The sequence below is a fragment of the Salinisphaera sp. LB1 genome (assembly GCF_003177035.1).
Lineage (GTDB): Bacteria > Pseudomonadota > Gammaproteobacteria > Nevskiales > Salinisphaeraceae > Salinisphaera.
Genome location: NZ_CP029488.1, coordinates 2939737 through 2959696, shown reverse-complemented (window position 1 = coordinate 2959696; position 19960 = coordinate 2939737). Strand labels below are relative to the sequence as shown.

Sequence of the window (19960 nt, the reverse complement as noted above, 5' to 3'; positions counted from 1 at the left end):
GCCTTGGCGCTCGGCATACCGCTTACCCACCGTATCGACGCCGCCATCCGCCGGCGTGCGCCGAGCGGACCGCCGCCGCTGCGCATTCCCGCGCGTCGCGTCTACATCCTGCCCAGCGCGACCGGTGCCCTGTTCGGCGTGCTGCTGGTCGTCATGCTCGTCGGAGCGACCAACTACGGCAACAATCTCGCCTTTACCCTGACCTTCTGGCTGGCCGCCGCCGCGCTGGTTTCCATGCATCGTGCGCATCGCAATCTCGCCGGGGTGGAGTTGACCGACGTCCGGGCGGCGCCGGTATTCGCCGGCGAAACCGCGTGCTTCGACATCGAACTGGCAAGCCATGCCCGGCCGGTGCGCCGGGGTCTGTACGTCGCCGGCGGCGCCACCGGCATCGGCCGCGCGCTCGCGGTCGATCGCGAACGGGCGGGGCACGCGTCCATCGAAGTACCGACACACGGCCGCGGCCGGCTAAGCTGCCCGCGCCTGACCCTCAGCAGCCGCTACCCGATGGGCCTGTTTCGTTGCTGGAGCCATGCCGCGCCCAGCGCGCGGGTGCTGGTCTACCCCGCGCCCATCGACCGGCTCGGGTCGGCCTCCATGGCACAGGCCGGCGATGACGGGCACGCCGAGCCGGTCCGAGCCGGCGAGGCCCTGTTCGCCGGCCACCGTCGTTTCCAGACCGGCGATTCCCGGCGTCGTATCGACTGGAAAGCCAGCGCGCGTACCGACGATCTGATCATCACCGAGCACCACGACAGCCGCGCGCCCAGCCATTGGTTCGACTATGCCACGCTCGATGCGCTGGCCCCCGAGGCCCGCCTGTCGCAGCTCGCCTACTGGGTGGTCGAGGCCGATCGACACGGCGCCGTCTATGGCTTGCGCCTGCCACGGCAAACGCTCGGCCCGGCCACGGGACCGGCCCACCGGCGAGACTGTCTCGAAGCACTGGCCCTGTTCTGATGGCGGCTACCGGAACCACCCACACGGCCCGGCTCGTCAGCCGCGGCGAGCGACTCGCGCTGACCGCGCTGGTGGCTGTCATTTGCGGCCCGCACATTCTGCATCTGCCGTTCTGGGTGAGCTTCGCCGCCGCCGCGCTGCTGGCCTGGAACGTGCTCCGGACCCTGCTCGGGCAGGCCACGCCACACGGTCTGCTCCGCGCGCTGCTCACCATTGCCGGGGTGAGCGCGGTCTTTCTTGGCTTCGGCCACATCAACGGACAGACCGCGGGCGTGGCGCTGCTCGTGCTCATGCTGGCGCTCAAGCTCAGCGAAACCCAGCGCTATCGCGATGTGGTGATCGTGCTGGCGCTGTGCTGCTTCGTACTGGTGACCCAGTTCCTGTTCTCTCAGTCGCTCGGCATGGCGCTGTACCTGATCGGCGGCAGTTGGCTGATCGTGGCCGCTTTCGTACACCTCCACGCCGGAGACGACGCCCCGCCCTCGGCATCGGCCGCGGAATCGGCCCGCCTGCTGGCGTTGGCGATTCCGGTGGCAGCGGCATTGTTCGTGCTGTTTCCCCGGCTGCCCGGCCCCCTCTGGGGCCTGCCCGCCGATAACGGCAACACCGCGCGAACAGGTCTGTCGGACACGATGTCGCCGGGCGCTATCGCCGATCTGGCCCGCTCGGGCGCGGTCGCGTTTCGTGTGCGCTTCGACGGCCCCGCGCCGCCACCGGCACTCCGCTACTGGCGCGGGCCGGTGCTCTGGGATTACGACCACGGCACCTGGCATACGGGCCCGGGCGTCGCCCGCGATATCGCGCCGGCCAGTGTGCACGCCGACGGACCGACCATCCGCACCGACATCACCCTTGCGCCCAGTCACAAGCGCTGGCTGATCGCGCTCGACATGCCGCTGGCTGTCGACACCGCGCATCGACGCACGGCCGGCGGCAACTGGGTCGCGCCCCGGCCCATCGACCAGCGCGTCCGCTACATAGCGCGCTCGGCCACGCAATACACCCTGGACGCCAAGCTGACGCCGGCCGCCCGACAACGCGCGCTCGCACTGCCGGCCACGGGCAATCCGCGCGCCCGCGCGCTGGCCCACCGCTGGGCGCAGCAGGACCCGGGCGCCCGCGCGGTGGTGCATAGCGCGCTCGATTTCCTACGGCGCGGCGGTTTCAGCTATACCCTCAATCCGCCGCGGACCTCGCGCGACAACAGCGTCGACGATTTCCTGTTCACCACCCGCGCCGGCTTCTGCGAGCACTTTGCGGGCGCTTTCACGTTCCTGATGCGCGCCGCCGGCGTGCCGGCCCGCGTGGTCACCGGCTACCAGGGCGCCGAACACGCCAGCCTCGGCGATTACTGGATCGTGCGCGATTCGGACGCCCATGCCTGGAGCGAAGTCTGGCTCGCCGGCGCCGGCTGGGTACGTGTGGACCCGACCGCGGCGGCGGCACCGAAGCGTATCGTGGACGGCATCAACGCGGCGATCGCCGACACCGGCGATCTGCCGTACATGGCCGGCGGCCACGGCCGCGATGCCTGGTATCGCGCGCGCATGCTCTGGGACGCGGTCGACGCGGGCTGGAACCGCTGGTTTCTCGCCTACGGTCCGGATCTCCAGCAACGCCTATTCGCGGCCCTCGGCATCGCAGGCTTCGGCACCGCGATCGCCATCCTGACCGGGCTCGTGGTCGGGCTGCTGATGCTGGTGTCGCTTTGGCTCGCCTGGCGCATGCGGGTCGCCCGCGAGCCTGATCCGGCGGTGCGCGCCTGGCAGGGAGTATGCCGCCGGCTCGCCCGCCGCGGCATCGCCCGCCGCACCGGCGAGACACCCGCCCATTACGCCGAGCGCGTCGCGGCCCGACATCCGGCGCTCGCCCGTGCGATCACGGATCTCGCCGCGCGCTATTCGCGGTTACGCTATGCTTCGACGCCCGGCCCTGCCGAGCGTCGCGATTTCATTCGCCGCGCCCGCCGGTTTCATCCTCCGCGGCGCGGCTGAATTAGGCCCTAGGAGAAACCATGGATCCACGCCGCTATTGCCCCGTCTGCGCCACGCCGCTGGTCGTGCGCGAGATCGCCGACATGGATCGTCTGGCCTGCCCGGCCGACGACTGCGGTTATATCTTCTGGGACAACCCGATCCCGGTGGTTGCGGGCGTGGTCGAACACGAAGGCCACCTGGTGTTCGCGCGCAACGCAAAATGGCCGCAGGGCATGTACGGCCTGGTCACCGGCTTTCTGGAACCGCGTGAAGACCCGGCCGAAGGCGTGGTGCGCGAAGTCGCCGAGGAACTGGGCATCGAGGCCGAGATCACCGAATTCATCGGCGCCTATGGCTTCGCCCGCAAGAACCAGTTGTTGTTGGCCTATCATCTGGTCGGCCGCGGCGAGATCGCGCTCAACGAGGAACTGGCGGAGTGGTTCCACGTGCCCAAGCACGAAGCCGAATACTGGCCCGGCGGCACCGGCCTGGCCGTGCGCGACTGGCTGCGTGCCCAGGGCTACGACCCACAACCGCGCGAATTGCCGCCCCAGGTCGAAGCCTGGCTGAAGGCACCGCCGGATATGGATTGATCTAGGCCCCCCAAGGCTCTCCGGCCCAACCCGGCGCGCCCGACCCGAACCCGCGCGTCTTGCGGGTTGCATCCCAGTGAACCCGGCCGCGGCCCCACTCAGCGGGACCGCTTGGCGGGTGAAGCTCAGTCGGTGACGGTGGTAATGACCAGCTTGCCGGAAACCTGGCGGTTGGCGAGCGCGGCGATCGCCTCGCCGCCGCGAGCCAGCGGATACACGCCGCCGATATGGGGGCGCAGGCGGCCTTCGCGGATCCACTCGAAAACCGTCTCGAGCTGTTTGGCGTTGGCCTCCGGCTCACGCTGCACGAAGCTTCCCCAGAACACGCCGATGATCGAAGCGCCCTTGAGCAGGGCCAGATTCAAGGGCGGCTTGGGAATATCGCCGCTGGCGAAGCCGATCACGAGCAACCGCCCACGCCAGGCCGTGCCGCGCAGCGCGGCTTCCGTCGCGGCGCCGCCCACCGGATCATAGACCACGTCCACGCCGGCCCCGCCGGTCAGATCCTTGAGTGCCTGTTTCAGGTCGGTGCTTGCGTAATTGATCGTCTCGTCCGCGCCATGTTCGCGGCATATGGCGAGCCTGGCCTCGCTCGACGCGGCCGCGATCACATTCGCGCCCAGCGCCTTGCCGATCTCGATCGCGGCCAGCCCGACTCCGCCCGAGGCGCCCAGCACCAACAGGCTTTCGCCCGCGACGAGCCCGGCCCGGTCGGCCAGGGCATGGTAACTCGTGCCATAGGTCATCACGCAGGCCGAGGCGGTCACGTAATCCAGCCCCGCCGGCTTGGGCATGACCTGATCGGCCCCGGCCACCACCTGTTCCGCAAATGCGCCGTATCCCGTGAATGCAATCACATCGTCGCCGGGCCGCACCCGGGTCACGTTCTCGCCGACGGCCGCGACGGTGCCGGCCAGCTCACCGCCCGGCGAAAACGGCAGCTCGGGCTTGAGTTGATACTTGTCCTGGATGATCAGACTGTCCGGGAAATTGACCGCGGCGGCGCGCATGTCGATGAGAACCTGGTCCGGCCCAACGGGCGGCGTGTCGACCTCTTCGAGCACCAGCGTCTCGGGCGGCCCGAACTGTTTGCAGCGCAATGCCTTCATGGCGATATCCCTTGATTGATGAGGGGCAGCGACGCGGGCCCGCGACGGCATGCCGGTGTGATCGGCGCCCGGCTCATTTGAAAGCCTGCAACCCGGTCTGGGCCTTGCCCAGGATCAAGGCATGAATATCGTGGGTGCCTTCGTAGGTGTTGACCGCTTCGAGATTCATGACATGCCGGATGACGTGGTATTCATCGGCAATCCCGTTGCCACCGTGCATGTCGCGGGCCTGGCGGGCGATCTCGAGTGCCTTGCCGCAGTTGTTGCGTTTGAGCATGGAGACCATTTCCGGCGCCCATTGGCCCGCATCCATCAATCGGCCGAGCCGCAGTACAGCATGCAGACCCAGGGTGATCTCCGTGCTCATGTCCGCCAGTTTTTTCTGGATCAGTTGTGTGGCCGCCAACGGCCGGCCGAACTGCCGGCGTTCGAGCGTGTAATCACGGGCCGCGTGCCAGCAGAATTCGGCCGCGCCCATGGTGCCCCAGGCAATGCCGTAGCGGGCCTTGTTCAAACAGGAGAACGGGCCCTTCAGTCCGGTCACGTCCAGGCGGTTCGCCTCGGGCACGAAACAGTCATCGAGCATGATCTGGCCGGTGGCCGACGCACGCAGCGAGAATTTGCCGTCGATGTGCGGTGTCGTCATGCCGCCGAAGTCGCGCTCGACGACGAAGCCGTTGATTTGCCCGTCGAGACTGGCCCAGATGATCGCGACATCGGCGATCGGCGAATTGGTGATCCAGGTCTTGGCGCCATTCAGAACATAGCCGCCCTCGACCCGCGACGCGCGCGTGCTCATCGAGCCGGGATCGGAGCCGTGGTCGGGCTCGGTCAGCCCGAAACAGCCGACCCATTCACCACTGGCCAGCCTGGGCAGATACCGGTTGCGGAGCGTCTCGCTGCCGAATGCATGGATGGGATGCATGACCAGCGACGATTGCACGCTCATCGCCGACCGATAACCCGAGTCGACCCGTTCGACCTCCCGCGCGAGCAGGCCGTAGCAGACATGGCTCAACCCCGCGCCCCCGTACGCCTCGGGAATGGTTGAGCCGAGCATGCCGAGCGACCCCATTTCAGTCATGATCTCGCGGTGGAAGATCTCATGCCGATTCGCCTCCAGCACGCGCGGCATCAGGCTGTTCTGGCAATAATCATGAACCGCATCGCGGATCATGCGCTCGTCCTCGCTCAGCTGCCCTTCCAGCAGCAGGGGGTCGGACCAGGCAAAGTCCTGCATCGTCGTCTTCCTTTGTCGATCGCATGGGCATCCGGGCCACTCACGCCGTGGCCGGTGGCACGCATGCACCACCGCCGCGCGAAACTCCGGACGCCCGAAAACATTCAGTCGCCAATACTAAAACGAAATTGCATTTCGCATTAATGCGGCTTATGTATGAGTTCGTCTCGAGGACCGCTTGCGGCCGCGTCCGATCGCACCCACCGAGGGCTAACGCCCGAAGCGCGCGAGCACGAAATCGATGAAGCTGCGCAGTTTGGGCGAAAGGCGCCGGTCACGCCGATACAGCAGATGCAGCGGCCGTTCGGGCGAACGGTATTCGGGCAGCACGTTCACCAGATCGCCGCGTTCAATGTCATCGGCAACGGCACGTTCCGGCAGGAATGTGATGCCCATACCGGACAAGGCCGCCCGGCGCAGCGCCGCGGCGCTGTTGACGTAGACCCGCCCGGTGACGGTGACATCCACCGCGCCCGCCGGGCCGGCCAGATTCAGCACATAAGAGGAAAGATCCGCGTGAATCTGGCGCGCGTAGGTATAGAGCAGGCAGTCGTAATCGACCAGTTCGGACGGTTCGGCCGGCTGCCCGTGGGCTGCAATATAGCCCGGCGCGGCGCAGAGTAGCGATTGGAACGGGGACAGCGGCCGGGCCACGAGATCCTCGTTGGCCAGTTCGCCGATCCGGATGGCGGCTTCGAACTGGTCGTAGACGAGGTCGAAAAGCCGATCGTCGACCACCAGATCGATCGTGACTTGCGGGTATTGCGCGGTGTAATCCGTCAACGCGGGCATGAGCCAATCCGCACCGAAAGCATGAGGCGCAGTAATCCGCAACTTGCCGCGCGGCGTGGCCTGGGATTGCTGCGCCAGCATGTCGGTGTCTTCGACCAACTCGAGGATATCGACACAGCGCCGGTAATAGAGGCGACCGAACTCGGTCAGACTCTGACGGCGCGTGGTCCGGTTGAGCAATGTCATCCCCGTCCGTTCTTCCAGCGCACGGAGGTGATTACCCACCATGGCCGGCGATAGCCCGCTGCTGTTCGCCGCTGCCACAAGGCTGCCCTCGTCGACAATACGGACGAACGTCGTCATGGCGTTGAGCAGATTCATTCAACAATAAAACTAAATAAACAAATGAATATCTAGCGGTTTATTCACTCGACGTAAGTCAATAGAGTATGCATCAACAGCTAGCTTCGGCGATAGCAAACACGCATCGCCATTTATTGACGAGAGTATCGAGCATGAACACACTGGCCCAGAAAACCCGTACCGGCGCAGCCATCCTCCTCGGCTTCGGCCTGGTTCTCGGCACTATTTCGGCTCAGGCCGCCAACCCCTCAACGGCGACCGACAGCCAGTCGAACCCGCAACGCACGACGCAGCAAAAGGCTGGAACCTTCGAGATCAAAAACGCCTTCGCGTTCCAGCAGCCGGCTGGGATCGGTGCGCTTTCCGACAATTTCAGCGACACGCCTGACAACAACGGGGCGTCAGAGCACACAATCCAGCGTTTCAAGAGAGAGCGCTCAAACAGCCCGGCTGTGCTCAAGTATCAATCGCCCTATATGTCCGCCCCCTACTGAACGGCTAGAGCCGAACGACCGCCCCTATGCTCATCGGGTAACGGGCCGTATCTCGGCCCGTTTTACCAGCCGGCATGCGTCTTCAGGGAGAATCGCCAAACCAGATCAGGAGCGGGGTTAAGTCGGAGGCGCGCCTTTAGATATTGAGTGCTGCCTTATCCCGGGTTTCAAACCCATTCGTCACCACGCGTATTACGGAACGCTGTTCCATAATACAAAATGATGATAGCGAACATCGAATCCGGGGCGTGAGTATCGAACGGCACGATACACAATAATGAAGGCTGTCTAATGAGCACTGCCCCGACTCGACAAACCGCCGATCCAGCGCCGCTTGGCCTGTTCGCCACGGCCCTGCCCGCCTGGTTGCTGGGCATGATCAACGCCGGCTGGTACCCGCCGGATAACATCGGATTACTGATCGCGGTGGTATTTGCCTTCGGGGGTGGCGCCCAGGTCATTGCCGGTTGCCTGGAGTTCGTTGGCGGCAATACGCTGGGCTTTACCGGATTCACCGCCTTCGGTGCCTTCTGGTGGTCACTGGCGCTTTATTTGTTGTTCTTTCATAAAGGCGTCGCACCGGCATTCGCCGGCTGGTATTTCCTGTTGTTCGGCACCGTTTCCCTCGCTTTATGGCTCGGGGCGCTCAAGGAATCGCGTGCGCTACAGTTCTTCTTTCTGAATATCACGGTCAGCTTCGTGCTGGCCGCGTTCGGGCACTGGTTCGACTCCGAAATCTGTATCGTGCTGGGCGGTTACGCGACGTTGATGCTCGCCGTAGTGTCCATCTATCTGGCCTTTGCCGCCATCGTGAACGGCGCCAACGACCGCATCGTGTTGCCGGTTGGCGCGGCGCAGTCGCCACCGACCGGCGGCTTGTGATCGACTCGCCGCAGCGATGTCATCCCGGCGGTGCCGTTCGGCATGAAAACAGCGCCTCGGCGCCGCCGCACATATCCCCGAAACGGAGGGCGCGCCGTGCCCTCGGCGGCACAAAAACGGGCTGAACCCCGCCAGTAGCCTGCCGGCTTACAGTCGCCGCCGGCAGGCCCATGATCAAATCGCCAATTACGCCGCGTTCGCCAGCGCATTGTCGCCATCGACAAGCGCGCGGCGGAACGCGGCCATGTGCCAACGATGATCGCCCAGCCAATGGTCGATCATGACGATGCGCTTGGCATAGTGGGCAATGGCCGATTCCTCCATCATGCCCATGCCGCCGAACAGCTGTATGGCCTCTTCGGCGACCTGGCGGCCGGCCCGTCCGACCATCACCTTGGCGGCCGCGATGCGTTGCCGGCGTTCGTCCGGCGCGGACTCCAGCGAACAGGCCGCCCAGAACGTCAGGGCGCGGACTTTTTCCAGCGCAATCCGCATGTCGACCATGCGATGCTGGAGTGCCTGGAAGCTGCCGATCGGCACACCGAACTGCTTGCGCTGCTTGAGATATTCCAGCGTCAGTTCACAGGCCCGGTCCATGGCGCCCGTGGCCTCGGCGCAGAGATAAATCACCCCGCGTTCGAGCGCCGCGTCCAGAGCGGCCCCCGCCTGCCGGGCTTCGCCCAGCAGCGCATCGCCCCCCACGCGGACGTTTGCCAGCGTGATATCCGCGGCCCGGTGGCCATCGATCGTGGGATAACCACGACGGGCCACCCCTTGCGCGCTGGCATCGACCAGAAAAGCGCTCAGCCCGTCGCGATCGCCCGGTTCACCGCTACTGCGGGCGATCACGATCAGGCGATCGGCGCTATCGCCATGGGCCACCACGGCCTTGCTGCCATCCAGCACATAGCCGTCGCCATCGGCGCGCGCCGTGGTGGCGATCCAGTGCGGATCGTAGCCGCCATCGGGCTCATGACAGGCCAGCGCGTAGCGCATTTCACCGCTGATGATCGACTCGGCGAGTTCGGCCTTGTGTACGCCGTCGGCGAGCGCATCGATCAGGTGGCCACAGAGCACCACGGACGCGAGATACGGCTCAACCACCAACGCCCGGCCGAAGCCCTCGGCGACCACCATCAACTCGGCGCCGCCGCCGTCGAAACCCCCGGCGTCCTCCGACAGGGGCACGCCCAGCAGGCCGAGTTCAGCGAACTGCTGCCACATCTGCGTCGAATAGCCGGCGCTCGAGGCACGCGCGGCTTCGCGCGTGTCGAAATCGTACTGCTCGGCGACCAGGCGGTCGACCATGTCCTTGAGCATGCGCTGCTCATCGCTGTATGAAAAATCCATGACGGATCTGCCTCGTGTGTCTAGAGACCGAGAATGGCCTTGGAAATGATGTTCTTCTGGATCTCGTTGGAGCCGCCGAAGATCGAAAGCTTGCGCAGGTTGAAATAGGTCGGTGCCGCCACACCGGCGAAATCGGGGCCTACGGGGGCGTCGTCTTCATCGATGAACGGCAGCGCATAGGGGCCGACCGCTTCACGATAGAGATCCGAAATCTTCTGGCGCACTTCCGTGCCCATGATCTTGAGAAACGAGCTTTCGGCGCCTGGCACGCCACCGGCCTCGGCCGCGGCGACCACGCGCAGGTTGGTCATCTCGACCGCCATCAATTCGATCTCGATCTCGGCCAGTCGGTCGGCGAACGCAGGCTGTTCAATCAGGCGCTGCCCGCGAATCCGGTACTCATGGGCGATGGTCTTCAAATGCGCCAGCGCGGCCTTGGATATGCCGACGCCGGCGATGCCGGTGCGCTCGAAGGTCAGCAGGTACTTGGCGTAGGTCCAGCCCTTGTTTTCTTCGCCGACCCGGTTTTCCACTGGCACTTCGACGTTGTCGAAAAAGACTTCGTTGACCTCGTGCTCGCCGTCCAGCGTGATCAGCGGGCGCACGGTCACGCCCGGGCTGTTCATGTCGATCAGCAGGAAGGAAATGCCCTCCTGCTTCTTCGCCGCCTGGGGATCCGTGCGCACGAGGCAAAAGATCATGTTCGCATGCTGGCCGAGCGTGGTCCAGGTCTTCTGGCCGTTGACGATGTAGTGATCGCCCTGACGCTCGGCCCGCATCTTCAAACTGGCCAGATCCGAGCCGGCCCCGGGCTCGGAATAGCCCTGGGCCCACCAGTCGTCCATGGTGAGCATGCGCGGCAGGTAGTAATCCTTCTGCGCCTGGCTGCCGAACTTGATGATGACGGGGGCCACCATATTGATGCCGAACGGCAGCAGGCGCGGCGCCCCGGCCGCGGCGCTCTCTTCCTCGAAGATATGCTTCTGGATCGGCGACCAGCCCGGACCGCCGTATTCGGTCGGCCAGTGCATCGCCAGCCAGCCTTTCTCGCCCAGCACGCGATGCCAGTGCACGGTTTCATCGCGGCTCAAGCGTCGATAGTTGTTGACCTTTTCGGCGATCGTGGCCGGAAGATTTTCCGCCAGAAAGCCGCGCACCTCGTCGCGAAAGGCGCGCTCGGCGTCGTTGTATTCAATATCCATGGGGTGTCGTTACCGAAAGAGCTTAGAGGTCGGCGAAGCCCTTGCCTTCGCCAGCGAGTTTTTCGAGTAGGGGCGCGATCTGCCAGTCCGGATCGCCGCTGTCCTCGTGGAATGCCTTGATGCGTTCACGGACGTGTTCGAGCCCGAGCCGATCGGCCCAGAACATCGGCCCGCCGCGGTAGGAAGGAAAGCCGTAGCCGTAGATCCAGACGATGTCGATATCCAGCGGCCGCGCGGCGATACCTTCTTCGAGGATCTTCGCGCCTTCGTTGATCATCACGTAAAGACAGCGCTCGCGAATTTCCTCGTCGCTGACTTCGCGCGGCGTAATGCCCTGTTCGGCACGATATTTTTCGATCTCGGCTGCCGTGGCTTCCGACGGCTCCGGCGTACGGCCGCCATCGGAGTAGTCGAAGACACCGCCTCCGGTCTTCTGGCCGAAGCGGCCGGCCTCGGCCAGCGCATCCATCCAGTTGCGCGCCGGGGCGTTGGCGGGATCGGTTTCCCGCAGGCCTTCGCGAATGCGCCAGCCCACGTCCAGCCCGGCCAGATCGGCCATCGCAAACGGCCCCATGGGCAAGCCGAAATCGTAAAGCACGCGGTCGACCTGGGACGGCGTGGCCCCCTCATTGACCAGCGCCACCGCCTGGGCCTGGCGCTTGTGCAGCATGCGATTGCCGACAAACCCGTAACACACGCCGACCGCGACCCCGACCTTGCCGATACGTCGCGCCAGCGCCATCACCGTCGCCAGCGCGTCGTCCGCGGTCTGCTTGCCGCGCACCACCTCCAGCAGCTTCATGACATTGGCCGGCGAGAAGAAATGCATGCCGAGCACGTCGGACGGCCGGGACGTCGCCCCGGCAATTTCGTCCACGTCCAGCGTCGAGGTGTTCGTTGCCAGAATCGCCCCGGGCTTCGCCACCCGATCGAGCTCGCCGAACACGGTCTTCTTGACGTCCATGTTCTCGAACACGGCTTCGATGATCAGATCGGCCTCGGCCAGATCCCCATAGTCCAGCGTGGTCGACAACCGGCCCATGTTGGCTTCGACCTGTTCGGCATCCAGCCGGCCTTTTCGGGCGCTGGCCTCATAGTTCCGGCGCATGGTCGCCACGCCGCGATCCAGCGCGTCCTGCTTGTTTTCCAGCAGCGTCACCGGGATCCCGGCGGACAGGAAATTCATGGCGATGCCGCCGCCCATCGTGCCCGCCCCAAGCACCGCGACGCGCTTGATCTCGCGTTGCGGCGTATCCTTTGCCAGCCCCGGCACCCGGGCCACCTCGCGTTCAGCGAAGAAGACATGGCGCAGGGCCGCCGACTGCGGCGAATCGAGTAATTCGGCAAACAGCTCGCGTTCGCGCGCCATGCCGGCGGCGAAATCCATCTCGGTGGCCGCCTTGACCGCCTTGATGCAGTGAAACGGCGCCAGGTGGCCGCGTTTTTTGCGCGCGATGGTGGCCTCGAACTCGGCGAAGACAGCGGCTTCTTCTGTCGCAACGGAAAGCTCGCTGACCGGGCGGCGCGGCGCGTCCTCAGCGATCAGTCTCTGGGCGTAGGCGATGGCTTCGGTCTTGAGATCGCCGCTCACTACCACGTCGACGACCCCCATCTCCGCCAGCCGCGCGGCCTTGATCGGCTTGCCCTCGACGATTGCTTCCAGTGCCGCCTTCGCGCCGATCAGGCGCGGCAGGCGCTGCGTGCCGCCGGCGCCGGGCAGCAGGCCGAGGTTAACCTCCGGCAGCCCCATTTTCGCCGAATCCAACGCCAGTCGATAATCGCAACCGAGCGTGATCTCCATGCCGCCGCCGAGGGCCGTGCCATGAACGGCAGCAATCACTCGTTTATCGCTGGCCTCGATTGCATCGATGACCTCGGGCAGCGCCGGCGGCTTCGGTGTCTGGCCGAACTCGCGGATATCGGCGCCCGCCGGAAAGGTGCGGCCATCGCCCATGATCACCAGCGCCTTGGCGGATTCGTCGGCCAGGCCCTCGTTCAAGGCCTCGAGCAGGCCCTGGCGAACCGCGTGGCCCAGGGCGTTGACCGGCGGGTTGTCGACCACGATCAGGCCGACGCCCGCCTCGCATCGATAGGAAACGACATCGCTCATGAATACTCCTTGCGCTGCAAAACCCTCGCCGGGCGAAGCAAATATCCGGTTATGCGTCTTCCCATTCGGCCTCCTGCAGGCGACGCCACATGACCTTGCCGGTCTGGGAGCGAGGCAGTTCGAGACAGATCTCGACCGCCCGCGGCACTTTGTAAGCCGCCATGTTGTCGCGACACCAGGCCAGAATGTCGGCCTCGGTCGCGGTCGCGCCGTCGACCAGCACGACGCAGGCCTTGACCGATTCACCACGACGGGCGTCGGGTGTGGCGATCACGCAGGCTTCGCGGATCTCCGGGTGGCCGTACATCAACGCCTCGACCTCGGCCGGCCAGACCTTGTAGCCCGAGGCGTTGATCATCCGTTTGACGCGGTCGACCATGAAGAAATAGCCGTCCTCGTCATAGCGGCCGATATCGCCGGTCCGGAGGAATCGCTTGCCGTCGATCTCGATGAAGGCCGCAGCCGTGGCCTCCGGCCGATTCCAGTAGCCGACGCACACCTGCGGCCCATGCAACACGATTTCCCCGCTCTCGCCGATCGACACCTCGGCCTGCGTTTCCAGGTCGATGATCCGCGCATCGACACTGAACACCGGAATGCCCAGACACTGGGCTTTCGGCGCCCCGAGCGGATTGATGTGAGTCGCCGCCATGGTCTCGCTGAGACCGTAGCCTTCGATGTAATCCAGCCCGGTCAGGTCGCGCAGTTTGCCGGCCACCGCGGCCGGCATGGCCGCTCCGCCGCCGCCGATGTATGTCAGGCTCGACAAATCGAAGGACTCGATCTCGGGATCGGCCAGCAGGTCCACCGCCATGGTCACGATGTTGGTCCAGCGATCGACCCGGTGGCGTTCGATAAGTCGGGCCGCCGTGCGTCGGTCCCAGCGCGTCATGATGACCAGGGTCGCGCCGGCATAGATGGGCGCATTCATGCTGTTCTGCATGCCGGTGACATGAAAGAACGGCAGCGTGGCGAGATTGACGCCCTCGGAAGTGCCGTAACTCCACACCACGCTGTGCACCGCCGTGGCCATCACCGAGGTGTGGGTATGCATGCAGCCCTTGGGCTGGCCCGTGGTGCCGGAACTGTAGGGCAATACCGCGAGATCGTCGGGGCCGACTTCAAGCGCCGGCGGCGCGTGGCCGGCGGCCATGGCATCGCGCCAGGCGGTCACCCCCGCTGCCCGCGGTGTTTCGAACGGTGCCGAGACCTCCGCCGGCAGTTCGAAATCGCAAGCCGCCGGCGCGTACTCGCTGTAGGCCGTCACCACGATCTCGTCCAGCAGCCCGGATTCGACCAGCGGCGTGACCTCGGCCAGACGCTCCTGGCCGCAGAGGCACAGGCGGGCTTCGGTATCGCGGGCGTAGTGTTCGATTTCGCCGGTGCGATTCATCGGATTGACCGGTACCACCACCGCATTGGCGCGCAGAATCGCATAGAAGGCGACGACGTACTGCGGCGCGTTCTGCATATAGAGCAGTACCCGGTCGCCGCGGGCCACGCCCTGCGCTGTCAGATAGCCGGCCAGCGCAAGCGCCTCGCGCTCGAGCGCGGCATACGTCATCGCGGCGCCGTAATAAAGGATCGCGTCACGCTCCGGATAGCGCTGCGCGGAAATCGCGAGATTGGCGAACACGCTGGTCTGGGGCAGGGCCAGACGGTGCGGCAGGTAGGCGGGCCATACGGCATGGTGCCGATCGAACATTGCGTGCATCTCCTCGTCGTCCAACAGACCCGGCCACGCGTTCTGAAGCGCATGTTTTATCCGGATGGATCCGACTCTGTCACCGGCCGCCGGTGGCGTCAATGTATTTTGAAACGACATTCCATTTTTTAATTCCAATGTCGTACGCCGGCGCAATGCAGTCCGTGGCCCGGCGCGCCATGACGATCAGCCGCTCATCGCTCAGCGGCGAATATCGATATCCGGATCGTCCGCCGTCCGCGCGAGCAACGCTTCGTTGCAGCGCGTGCCGTGCAGCGGCGTGGCCGAGACATGGTGCTCGCGCAAGGCCGCGACATCGCCGCGCGGGTCGTCGACCGCAGCTGCGTTGCTGTGGAAACCCAGCCACTGGCCAGCGTGCGGATCGTTGGCGGTGACTGGCGTCAGCTTCGGGGCACGAATCGCACCCCGGCTCTGACGAGTGAAACGCAGGCCGCGTATGGAATCCAGCGGCTGCATGGGGAAGTTGACACTCCAGCAGCAGCTGCCGTCGCGGGCCCGCCGGGCCAGCAACGGGTCGATGACCCGTCGGGCATAAGCCCGGGCCACGCTGAAATCCGGCGCGGCGCCGGCATGATAGGCCTGGCTGAGCGCGATGGCGTCGATGCCGAGATGGTTGGCAGCCAGCACCGCGCCCACGGTGCCGGAATACATCACCGAATCGGACAGATTGGCGCCCCAGTTCACCCCCGACAGCACCAGATCGGGGGCCCGATCTGCACACAGCGCAGCCAGCGCATACATCACGCAGTCGGCCGGGGTACCGGAAACCGCATAGCGACGCGCCTCGCGACGTAGCGCTCGCAGTGGCTGGTGCATGGAAATGCCCTGGCCTACACCGGACTGGTCGGTCTGCGGCGCGACCACCCATACCTCGTCGGCCAGCATGGTGGCCAGCTGTTCGGCCACCGCCAAGCCCGGCGCATCGATGCCATCGTCATTGGTGACCAGGATGCGCTGAAAGCGCGTCATGCCGACTCTCGATTCAAAAACGGGCCGAGCGAAATGCCGGTCAATCGTGGCTTCGCGCGATTTCCCAGCCGCGCTCGGCCAGCCGGCCGGCCTGGCGCCCGACTTCCAGTGCATTGGCGTTGCTGGCATTGCCCTGAACCGCGCGCGCATAGACCCCCTGCAGGATGGCGGCGATCCGGAACAGCGAAAAAGCGATGAACACGGGCCAGTCATCGATCCGCGCGAGATTGCGACGCGCGCGGTAGCGCGCGAGCAGCTCGGCCTCATCCGGGATGCCGTGTTCGGCCAGGTCGAGGCCCACCAGACCGGGCAGACCGGCCTGGCCCGGCGGCAGGTAGTACGGCAGACAGGCATAGGCCAGATCGGCCAGGGGATGCCCGAGCGTGGCGAGCTCCCAGTCGAGCACCGCACGCACCCGCGACAAATCGGGCGCCAGCAGCAGGTTGCCGATGCGGAAATCGCCATGGGCGATGGTCGGCGGGCTATCCGGCGGCAGGTGTTCGGCGAGCCAGTCGCCGAGCGCGATCATGGCCGGATCGGGTTCATCGGTGGACTTTTCGTACTGCTTGCGCCAAAGGGCAACCTGGCGCTCGACATAGCCCTCGGGCTTGCCGAAATCGGACAACCCGACTGCCGCCACATCGACGGAATGCAGGGCCGCCAGGGTATCAATCATGCGGTGATACACCCCGGCCCGCTGATCGCGCGCGATATCGGTCAGGGTGGGCTGGTTGTTGAACACCCGGCCCTCGACATAATCCATCACGTAGAACGGTGTGCCGATCACCGAGGCGTCATCGCAGTAGCTGCGCATGGCCGGCACCGGCACGTCGGGTACGTTCGCCAGGGCATCCATCACCCGGTATTCCCGGTCCACGCGATGCGCCGAGGGCAGAATCCTGCCCGGCGGCTGCTTGCGCAGCACATAGCGCGCGCCGTGTTCGCCTGCCCCGATCTGCAACAGGAACGTCGGATTCGACTGGCCACCCTGGAACTGCTTCACCGACAGCGCCCCGGTGAGCAGCCCTTCGCGCTCGAGATAGCGTTCGAGTGCGTCGGTATCGAATCGATGGGCGCTTCGGATATCAACCAGCGCCGGTTCGCCTGCCGCCTGTTCGCTCATAGCGTGTTCCCGTCTGTTTAACCCGAGATCGTCTCGCCGCCGTCGGCGACCAGCGTCTGCCCGGTGACGTAATCGCCGGCCGCGCTCGCCAGGAATACCGCCACCCCGGCGATATCATCGGGCTCACCGATCCGGCGCACCGGCGTGCGCTGTTCGGCCTGGGCCAGCCGCTCCGGATCCTCGATCAGCGCTTTCGCGAAATCGGTACGCACCAGCCCCGGCGCGATCGCGTTGACACGAATGTTTTGCGGCCCCCATTCGACCGCGAGGTTGCGTACCAGCGCCGCCTCGGCCGCCTTCGAAACCCCGTACGTCCCGATCACGTTGTTACCGCGCAGGGCGGCGATCGAGGACAGCACGATCACCCGCCCGCGCCCGCGTTCGGCCATGCCCGGCAGCACCATGTTGCACAACCAGAACGTCGAGCGGACGTTGGTGTTCATGATCTTGTCCCAGGCCTCGTCGGTCATGTCGCCGGTCGGGCCGTACACCGGGTTGGTGGCGGCGTTGCATACCAGCACGTCGATACCGCCGTAGGTCGTGATCGTGGTATCGACCAGATGCTGCAGCTGGCTCTTGTCGCCGACATGACAGGCAATGGCGATGGCGTCGAAGCCGGCGTTGCGCAGTTCTTCGGCCACGGCGTCGCAGGCCTCGGCCTTGCGGCTGGAGATCACGACCTTCGCCCCGTGCGCCGCCATCTGCCAGGCGATCGCCTTGCCGATGCCCCGGCTGGAACCGGTAATCACCGCGACCTGGCCGGTCAAATCAAACAGTTGCTCCATATCCCGCTCCTGTAAGCCGTGTTCGCCGGCTCAGCCGGCATCGGCGCTCTGGCGCCGCAGTTCGAGTTTGGCGATGGCATCCAGATGCACCTCATCCGGCCCATCGGCCAGCCGCAGCGTGCGAATGTGTGCCCAGGCGCGCGCGAGGAAGCTGTCCTGCGACACACCGAGCGCGCCGTGGGCCTGGATCGCCCGGTCGAGCACCCGCAGTGCCATCTCGGGCGCCACCACCTTGATCATCGCGATCTCCTGGCGGGCGGCCTTGTTGCCGACCGCGTCCATGCGTTCGGCGGCTTGCAGCGTCAGCAACCGCGCCTGGTCGATCTCGACCCGGGAACGCGCGATCTGTTTACGGATCGAGTCGAAATCCGCCAGCTTGCGGCCGAAAGCTTCGCGCTCGGCGACCCGCGCGCACATCGCTTCCAGCGCCCGTTCGGCCATGCCGATGGTGCGCATGCAGTGGTGTATGCGCCCCGGACCCAGCCGGCCCTGGGCGATCTCGAACCCGCGCCCCTCGCCGAGAATGATGTTCCCCGCCGGCACCCGCACGTTGTCGTAATGGATATCGGCATGGCCTTCGGGCGCGTCGTCGTACCCGAACACATGCAGTGCACGCTCGATCTTCACACCCGGCGTATCCAGCGGCACGAGAATCATGGATTGCTGCTTGTGGCGCTCGGCCTCGGGGTCGGTCTTGCCCATCACGATGGCGATCGCGCAATCGCGCGACATGGCCCCGGACGACCACCACTTGCGACCGTTGATCACGTATTCATCGCCGTCGCGCACGATCGACGTGCCGATATTGGTGGCATCGGAGGAGGCGACCTCTGGCTCGGTCATGGAAAAGCAGGACCGGATCTCGCCTTCGAGCAACGGCGTCAGCCAGCGCTGCTGCTGCTCGGGGCTGCCGTAACGCGCCAGTACTTCCATGTTGCCGGTGTCCGGCGCGTTGCAATTGAACACACTCGGCGCGATCGGGCTGCGCCCCATGATCTCGCACAGATGGGCGTAGTCGTGGTTGGACAGGCCGGCGCCGTGCTCACTATCGGGCAGGAACAGATTCCACAACCCCTGCTCGCGTGCCCGGGCCTTGAGCTGGCCATGAATCGGCGGCTCCGACCAACGATCCGCCGCCTGTGCGTGCTGGGCGGCATAGACCGCTTCGTTCGGATACACATGCTCGGCCATGAACGTTCGCAGCCGGGATCGCAGCGCCTCGGCGCGATCGGAAAGCGCTCCCATCGACTTCTCCTCCGTCGAATCCTCCCGACTGGCCGATTCGGCCGTCAGGCGTGTTGTGCTTATCTGCAAAGTGACACAGCGCCAGAGAGGCCGTCAACAAAGCAAAACGGCATTCCACTTGTGTCGACATGCGCGCCCGAAGCGGGCGGCGTCAACCGCGATCGTCGCCGCCTTCGATCAGCTCGCGCACCTGCGCCACCATGGCGCGCAGCCGGGGGCCGAGGTTCTCGGTCAGAATCTGATAACTCAAACGCAGCGACGAGCCGCTGCAGTTGAATGCCACCACGCGGCGCCCGTTTTCCAGCAACAGGGGCACGCCCACCCCACTGACATCACGGGTCCATTCGCTTTCGGCAACGCAGAATCCGTATTGTTCGTACTCGCGATCGGCACGATCGAGGGCACGCTCGATATGCGGCCACGCGCTCGGATCGTCGCGCTGGATGAGCTCGCAATAGGTCCGGCGCTGATCCGCCGGCAGGGCCGCGAGAAAAGCCCGGCCGATCGCGGTATAGGCCATGGGCACGCGAGAACCGGTGCCCATGCGCATGATCAACGGGCCCGGACCCTGACAGGTCTGGGTGTAGGTCATCTGGGTGCACTCAGCCACGCCCAGGGCAATGAAGCAGTCGGTGGCATCCGCCAGCTCCTGCATGAACGGCCGCGCGATGTTGCTAACGCCCTCGCTGGCCAGATAGCGATACCCCAGCCCCAGCACACGCGGGCCGAGTCGATAGCGTTCCAGATGCGGCACGTAAATCAGATAACCCAGCTGGGTCAGCGTCGCCGTCAGGCGCGAGACGGTTGGTCGCGGGATGCCGGTACGCGCAGCCAGCTCGGCGTTGCCCAGATACTCCGCCGCGTCGCCGTAACAACGCATCAATTCAAGTCCGCGCGCGAGCGCGGTCACGAAATTGGGATCCTTTTTCCCATCCACTGAATCCGTCCCTGTTCTTGTTCGGCGCATCGGTGCTGCCCTGGTCGTTGTCATGTTTTCGAACCCTCGAGTTCGCCCCTTTCCGGCCCGTGTAACGCGAGCGCAGATTCAATCGCCGGCCCCTTGGACGCCCCCGGCCGGGATTCGACATCCGTCGCAGACGA

The 19960-nt window shown here is 65.5% G+C and carries 17 protein-coding genes; 5 read left to right on the top strand and 12 right to left on the bottom strand.

From position 1 onward, the window contains the following. Positions 1 to 3 precede the first annotated feature (3 nt). The 3 genes from SALB1_RS13275 to SALB1_RS13265 are packed head-to-tail and all read left to right on the top strand — an operon-like array spanning position 4 to position 3529. Positions 4 to 960, top strand: a complete 957-nt coding sequence (locus tag SALB1_RS13275) for a DUF58 domain-containing protein (RefSeq protein ID WP_158590739.1) — start codon at positions 4 to 6, stop codon at positions 958 to 960. Next, entirely contained in the window at positions 960 to 2954 is a 1995-nt protein-coding gene (locus tag SALB1_RS13270; protein ID WP_109994297.1) for a DUF3488 and transglutaminase-like domain-containing protein, read from the top strand. The genes SALB1_RS13275 and SALB1_RS13270 overlap by 1 nt, the downstream gene beginning before the upstream one ends. 20 nt (positions 2955 to 2974) lie before the next feature. After that, entirely contained in the window at positions 2975 to 3529 is a 555-nt protein-coding gene (locus SALB1_RS13265; RefSeq protein ID WP_109994296.1) for an NUDIX domain-containing protein, read from the top strand. Between the two features lie 125 nt (positions 3530 to 3654). Here SALB1_RS13265 and SALB1_RS13260 read toward each other — a convergent pair whose 3' ends face one another. From SALB1_RS13260 to SALB1_RS13250, 3 genes are all read right to left on the bottom strand, one after another. After that, positions 3655 to 4638, bottom strand: a complete 984-nt coding sequence (locus SALB1_RS13260) for an NADPH:quinone oxidoreductase family protein (protein ID WP_109994295.1) — start codon at positions 4636 to 4638, stop codon at positions 3655 to 3657. A 73-nt stretch (positions 4639 to 4711) separates the two neighbouring features. After that, entirely contained in the window at positions 4712 to 5878 is a 1167-nt protein-coding gene (locus SALB1_RS13255) for an acyl-CoA dehydrogenase (RefSeq protein ID WP_109994294.1), read from the bottom strand. 210 nt (positions 5879 to 6088) lie between these two features. Next, positions 6089 to 6991, bottom strand: coding sequence for a LysR family transcriptional regulator (locus SALB1_RS13250; protein ID WP_109994293.1), 903 nt, complete (start codon positions 6989 to 6991; stop codon positions 6089 to 6091). Between the two features lie 134 nt (positions 6992 to 7125). On the opposite strand from SALB1_RS13250, the gene SALB1_RS13245 reads away from it, so the two are divergent. Next, a complete protein-coding gene (locus SALB1_RS13245) occupies positions 7126 to 7467 on the top strand; it encodes a hypothetical protein (RefSeq protein ID WP_109994292.1) in 342 nt (113 codons plus the stop codon). A 291-nt stretch (positions 7468 to 7758) separates the two neighbouring features. Continuing rightward, positions 7759 to 8349 (top strand): acetate uptake transporter family protein, encoded by a 591-nt coding sequence (locus SALB1_RS13240; protein ID WP_109994291.1) that lies wholly within the window; start codon positions 7759 to 7761, stop codon positions 8347 to 8349. Between the two features lie 186 nt (positions 8350 to 8535). Here the strand turns inward: SALB1_RS13240 and SALB1_RS13235 are convergent, their stop codons facing one another. From SALB1_RS13235 to SALB1_RS13195, 9 genes are all read right to left on the bottom strand, one after another. Beyond that, positions 8536 to 9699 (bottom strand): acyl-CoA dehydrogenase family protein, encoded by a 1164-nt coding sequence (locus tag SALB1_RS13235; RefSeq protein ID WP_109994290.1) that lies wholly within the window; start codon positions 9697 to 9699, stop codon positions 8536 to 8538. Between the two features lie 20 nt (positions 9700 to 9719). Continuing rightward, on the bottom strand, positions 9720 to 10901 hold the full coding sequence (locus SALB1_RS13230; protein WP_109994289.1) for an acyl-CoA dehydrogenase family protein: 1182 nt from the start codon (positions 10899 to 10901) through the stop codon (positions 9720 to 9722). Between the two features lie 22 nt (positions 10902 to 10923). After that, complete coding sequence (locus tag SALB1_RS13225; RefSeq protein WP_109994288.1) at positions 10924 to 13011, bottom strand: 3-hydroxyacyl-CoA dehydrogenase NAD-binding domain-containing protein; 2088 nt, start codon at positions 13009 to 13011, stop codon at positions 10924 to 10926. 49 nt (positions 13012 to 13060) lie between these two features. Beyond that, complete coding sequence (locus SALB1_RS13220; RefSeq protein ID WP_109995438.1) at positions 13061 to 14716, bottom strand: long-chain-fatty-acid--CoA ligase; 1656 nt, start codon at positions 14714 to 14716, stop codon at positions 13061 to 13063. A 201-nt stretch (positions 14717 to 14917) separates the two neighbouring features. Continuing rightward, positions 14918 to 15706, bottom strand: coding sequence for a 5'/3'-nucleotidase SurE (gene surE, locus SALB1_RS13215; protein ID WP_109994287.1), 789 nt, complete (start codon positions 15704 to 15706; stop codon positions 14918 to 14920). A 40-nt stretch (positions 15707 to 15746) separates the two neighbouring features. Continuing rightward, positions 15747 to 16829 carry a phosphotransferase family protein gene (locus SALB1_RS13210; RefSeq protein ID WP_109994286.1) on the bottom strand — a complete coding sequence of 361 codons (1083 nt, stop codon included), beginning with the start codon at positions 16827 to 16829 and terminating at the stop codon, positions 15747 to 15749. Positions 16830 to 16846: 17 nt separating this feature from the next. Then, positions 16847 to 17614 carry an SDR family NAD(P)-dependent oxidoreductase gene (locus SALB1_RS13205; protein WP_109994285.1) on the bottom strand — a complete coding sequence of 256 codons (768 nt, stop codon included), beginning with the start codon at positions 17612 to 17614 and terminating at the stop codon, positions 16847 to 16849. Positions 17615 to 17644: 30 nt separating this feature from the next. After that, positions 17645 to 18859: an acyl-CoA dehydrogenase family protein gene (locus SALB1_RS13200; protein ID WP_109994284.1), complete on the bottom strand. Its 1215-nt coding sequence runs from the start codon at positions 18857 to 18859 to the stop codon at positions 17645 to 17647. 151 nt (positions 18860 to 19010) lie between these two features. Further along, the gene (locus SALB1_RS13195) at positions 19011 to 19796 is read right to left on the bottom strand and encodes an IclR family transcriptional regulator (RefSeq protein WP_255414399.1); all 786 of its coding nucleotides are present in this window, start codon (positions 19794 to 19796) and stop codon (positions 19011 to 19013) included. Positions 19797 to 19960 lie beyond the last annotated feature (164 nt).

Bases quoted from the DNA above. Each gene is read 5' to 3' on its own strand.
- SALB1_RS13265 (WP_109994296.1), top strand. From the start codon at position 2,975: ATGGATCCACGCCGCTATTGCCCCGTCTGCGCCACGCCGCTGGTCGTG.
- SALB1_RS13260 (WP_109994295.1), bottom strand. From the start codon at position 4,638: ATGAAGGCATTGCGCTGCAAACAGTTCGGGCCGCCCGAGACGCTGGTG.
- SALB1_RS13255 (WP_109994294.1), bottom strand. From the start codon at position 5,878: ATGCAGGACTTTGCCTGGTCCGACCCCCTGCTGCTGGAAGGGCAGCTG.
- SALB1_RS13250 (WP_109994293.1), bottom strand. From the start codon at position 6,991: ATGAATCTGCTCAACGCCATGACGACGTTCGTCCGTATTGTCGACGAG.
- SALB1_RS13210 (WP_109994286.1), bottom strand. From the start codon at position 16,829: ATGAGCGAACAGGCGGCAGGCGAACCGGCGCTGGTTGATATCCGAAGC.
- SALB1_RS13245 (WP_109994292.1), top strand. From the start codon at position 7,126: ATGAACACACTGGCCCAGAAAACCCGTACCGGCGCAGCCATCCTCCTC.
- SALB1_RS13230 (WP_109994289.1), bottom strand. From the start codon at position 10,901: ATGGATATTGAATACAACGACGCCGAGCGCGCCTTTCGCGACGAGGTG.
- SALB1_RS13235 (WP_109994290.1), bottom strand. From the start codon at position 9,699: ATGGATTTTTCATACAGCGATGAGCAGCGCATGCTCAAGGACATGGTC.
- surE (WP_109994287.1), bottom strand. From the start codon at position 15,706: ATGACGCGCTTTCAGCGCATCCTGGTCACCAATGACGATGGCATCGAT.
- SALB1_RS13200 (WP_109994284.1), bottom strand. From the start codon at position 18,859: ATGGGAGCGCTTTCCGATCGCGCCGAGGCGCTGCGATCCCGGCTGCGA.
- SALB1_RS13220 (WP_109995438.1), bottom strand. From the start codon at position 14,716: ATGTTCGATCGGCACCATGCCGTATGGCCCGCCTACCTGCCGCACCGT.
- SALB1_RS13270 (WP_109994297.1), top strand. From the start codon at position 960: ATGGCGGCTACCGGAACCACCCACACGGCCCGGCTCGTCAGCCGCGGC.
- SALB1_RS13205 (WP_109994285.1), bottom strand. From the start codon at position 17,614: ATGGAGCAACTGTTTGATTTGACCGGCCAGGTCGCGGTGATTACCGGT.
- SALB1_RS13225 (WP_109994288.1), bottom strand. From the start codon at position 13,011: ATGAGCGATGTCGTTTCCTATCGATGCGAGGCGGGCGTCGGCCTGATC.
- SALB1_RS13240 (WP_109994291.1), top strand. From the start codon at position 7,759: ATGAGCACTGCCCCGACTCGACAAACCGCCGATCCAGCGCCGCTTGGC.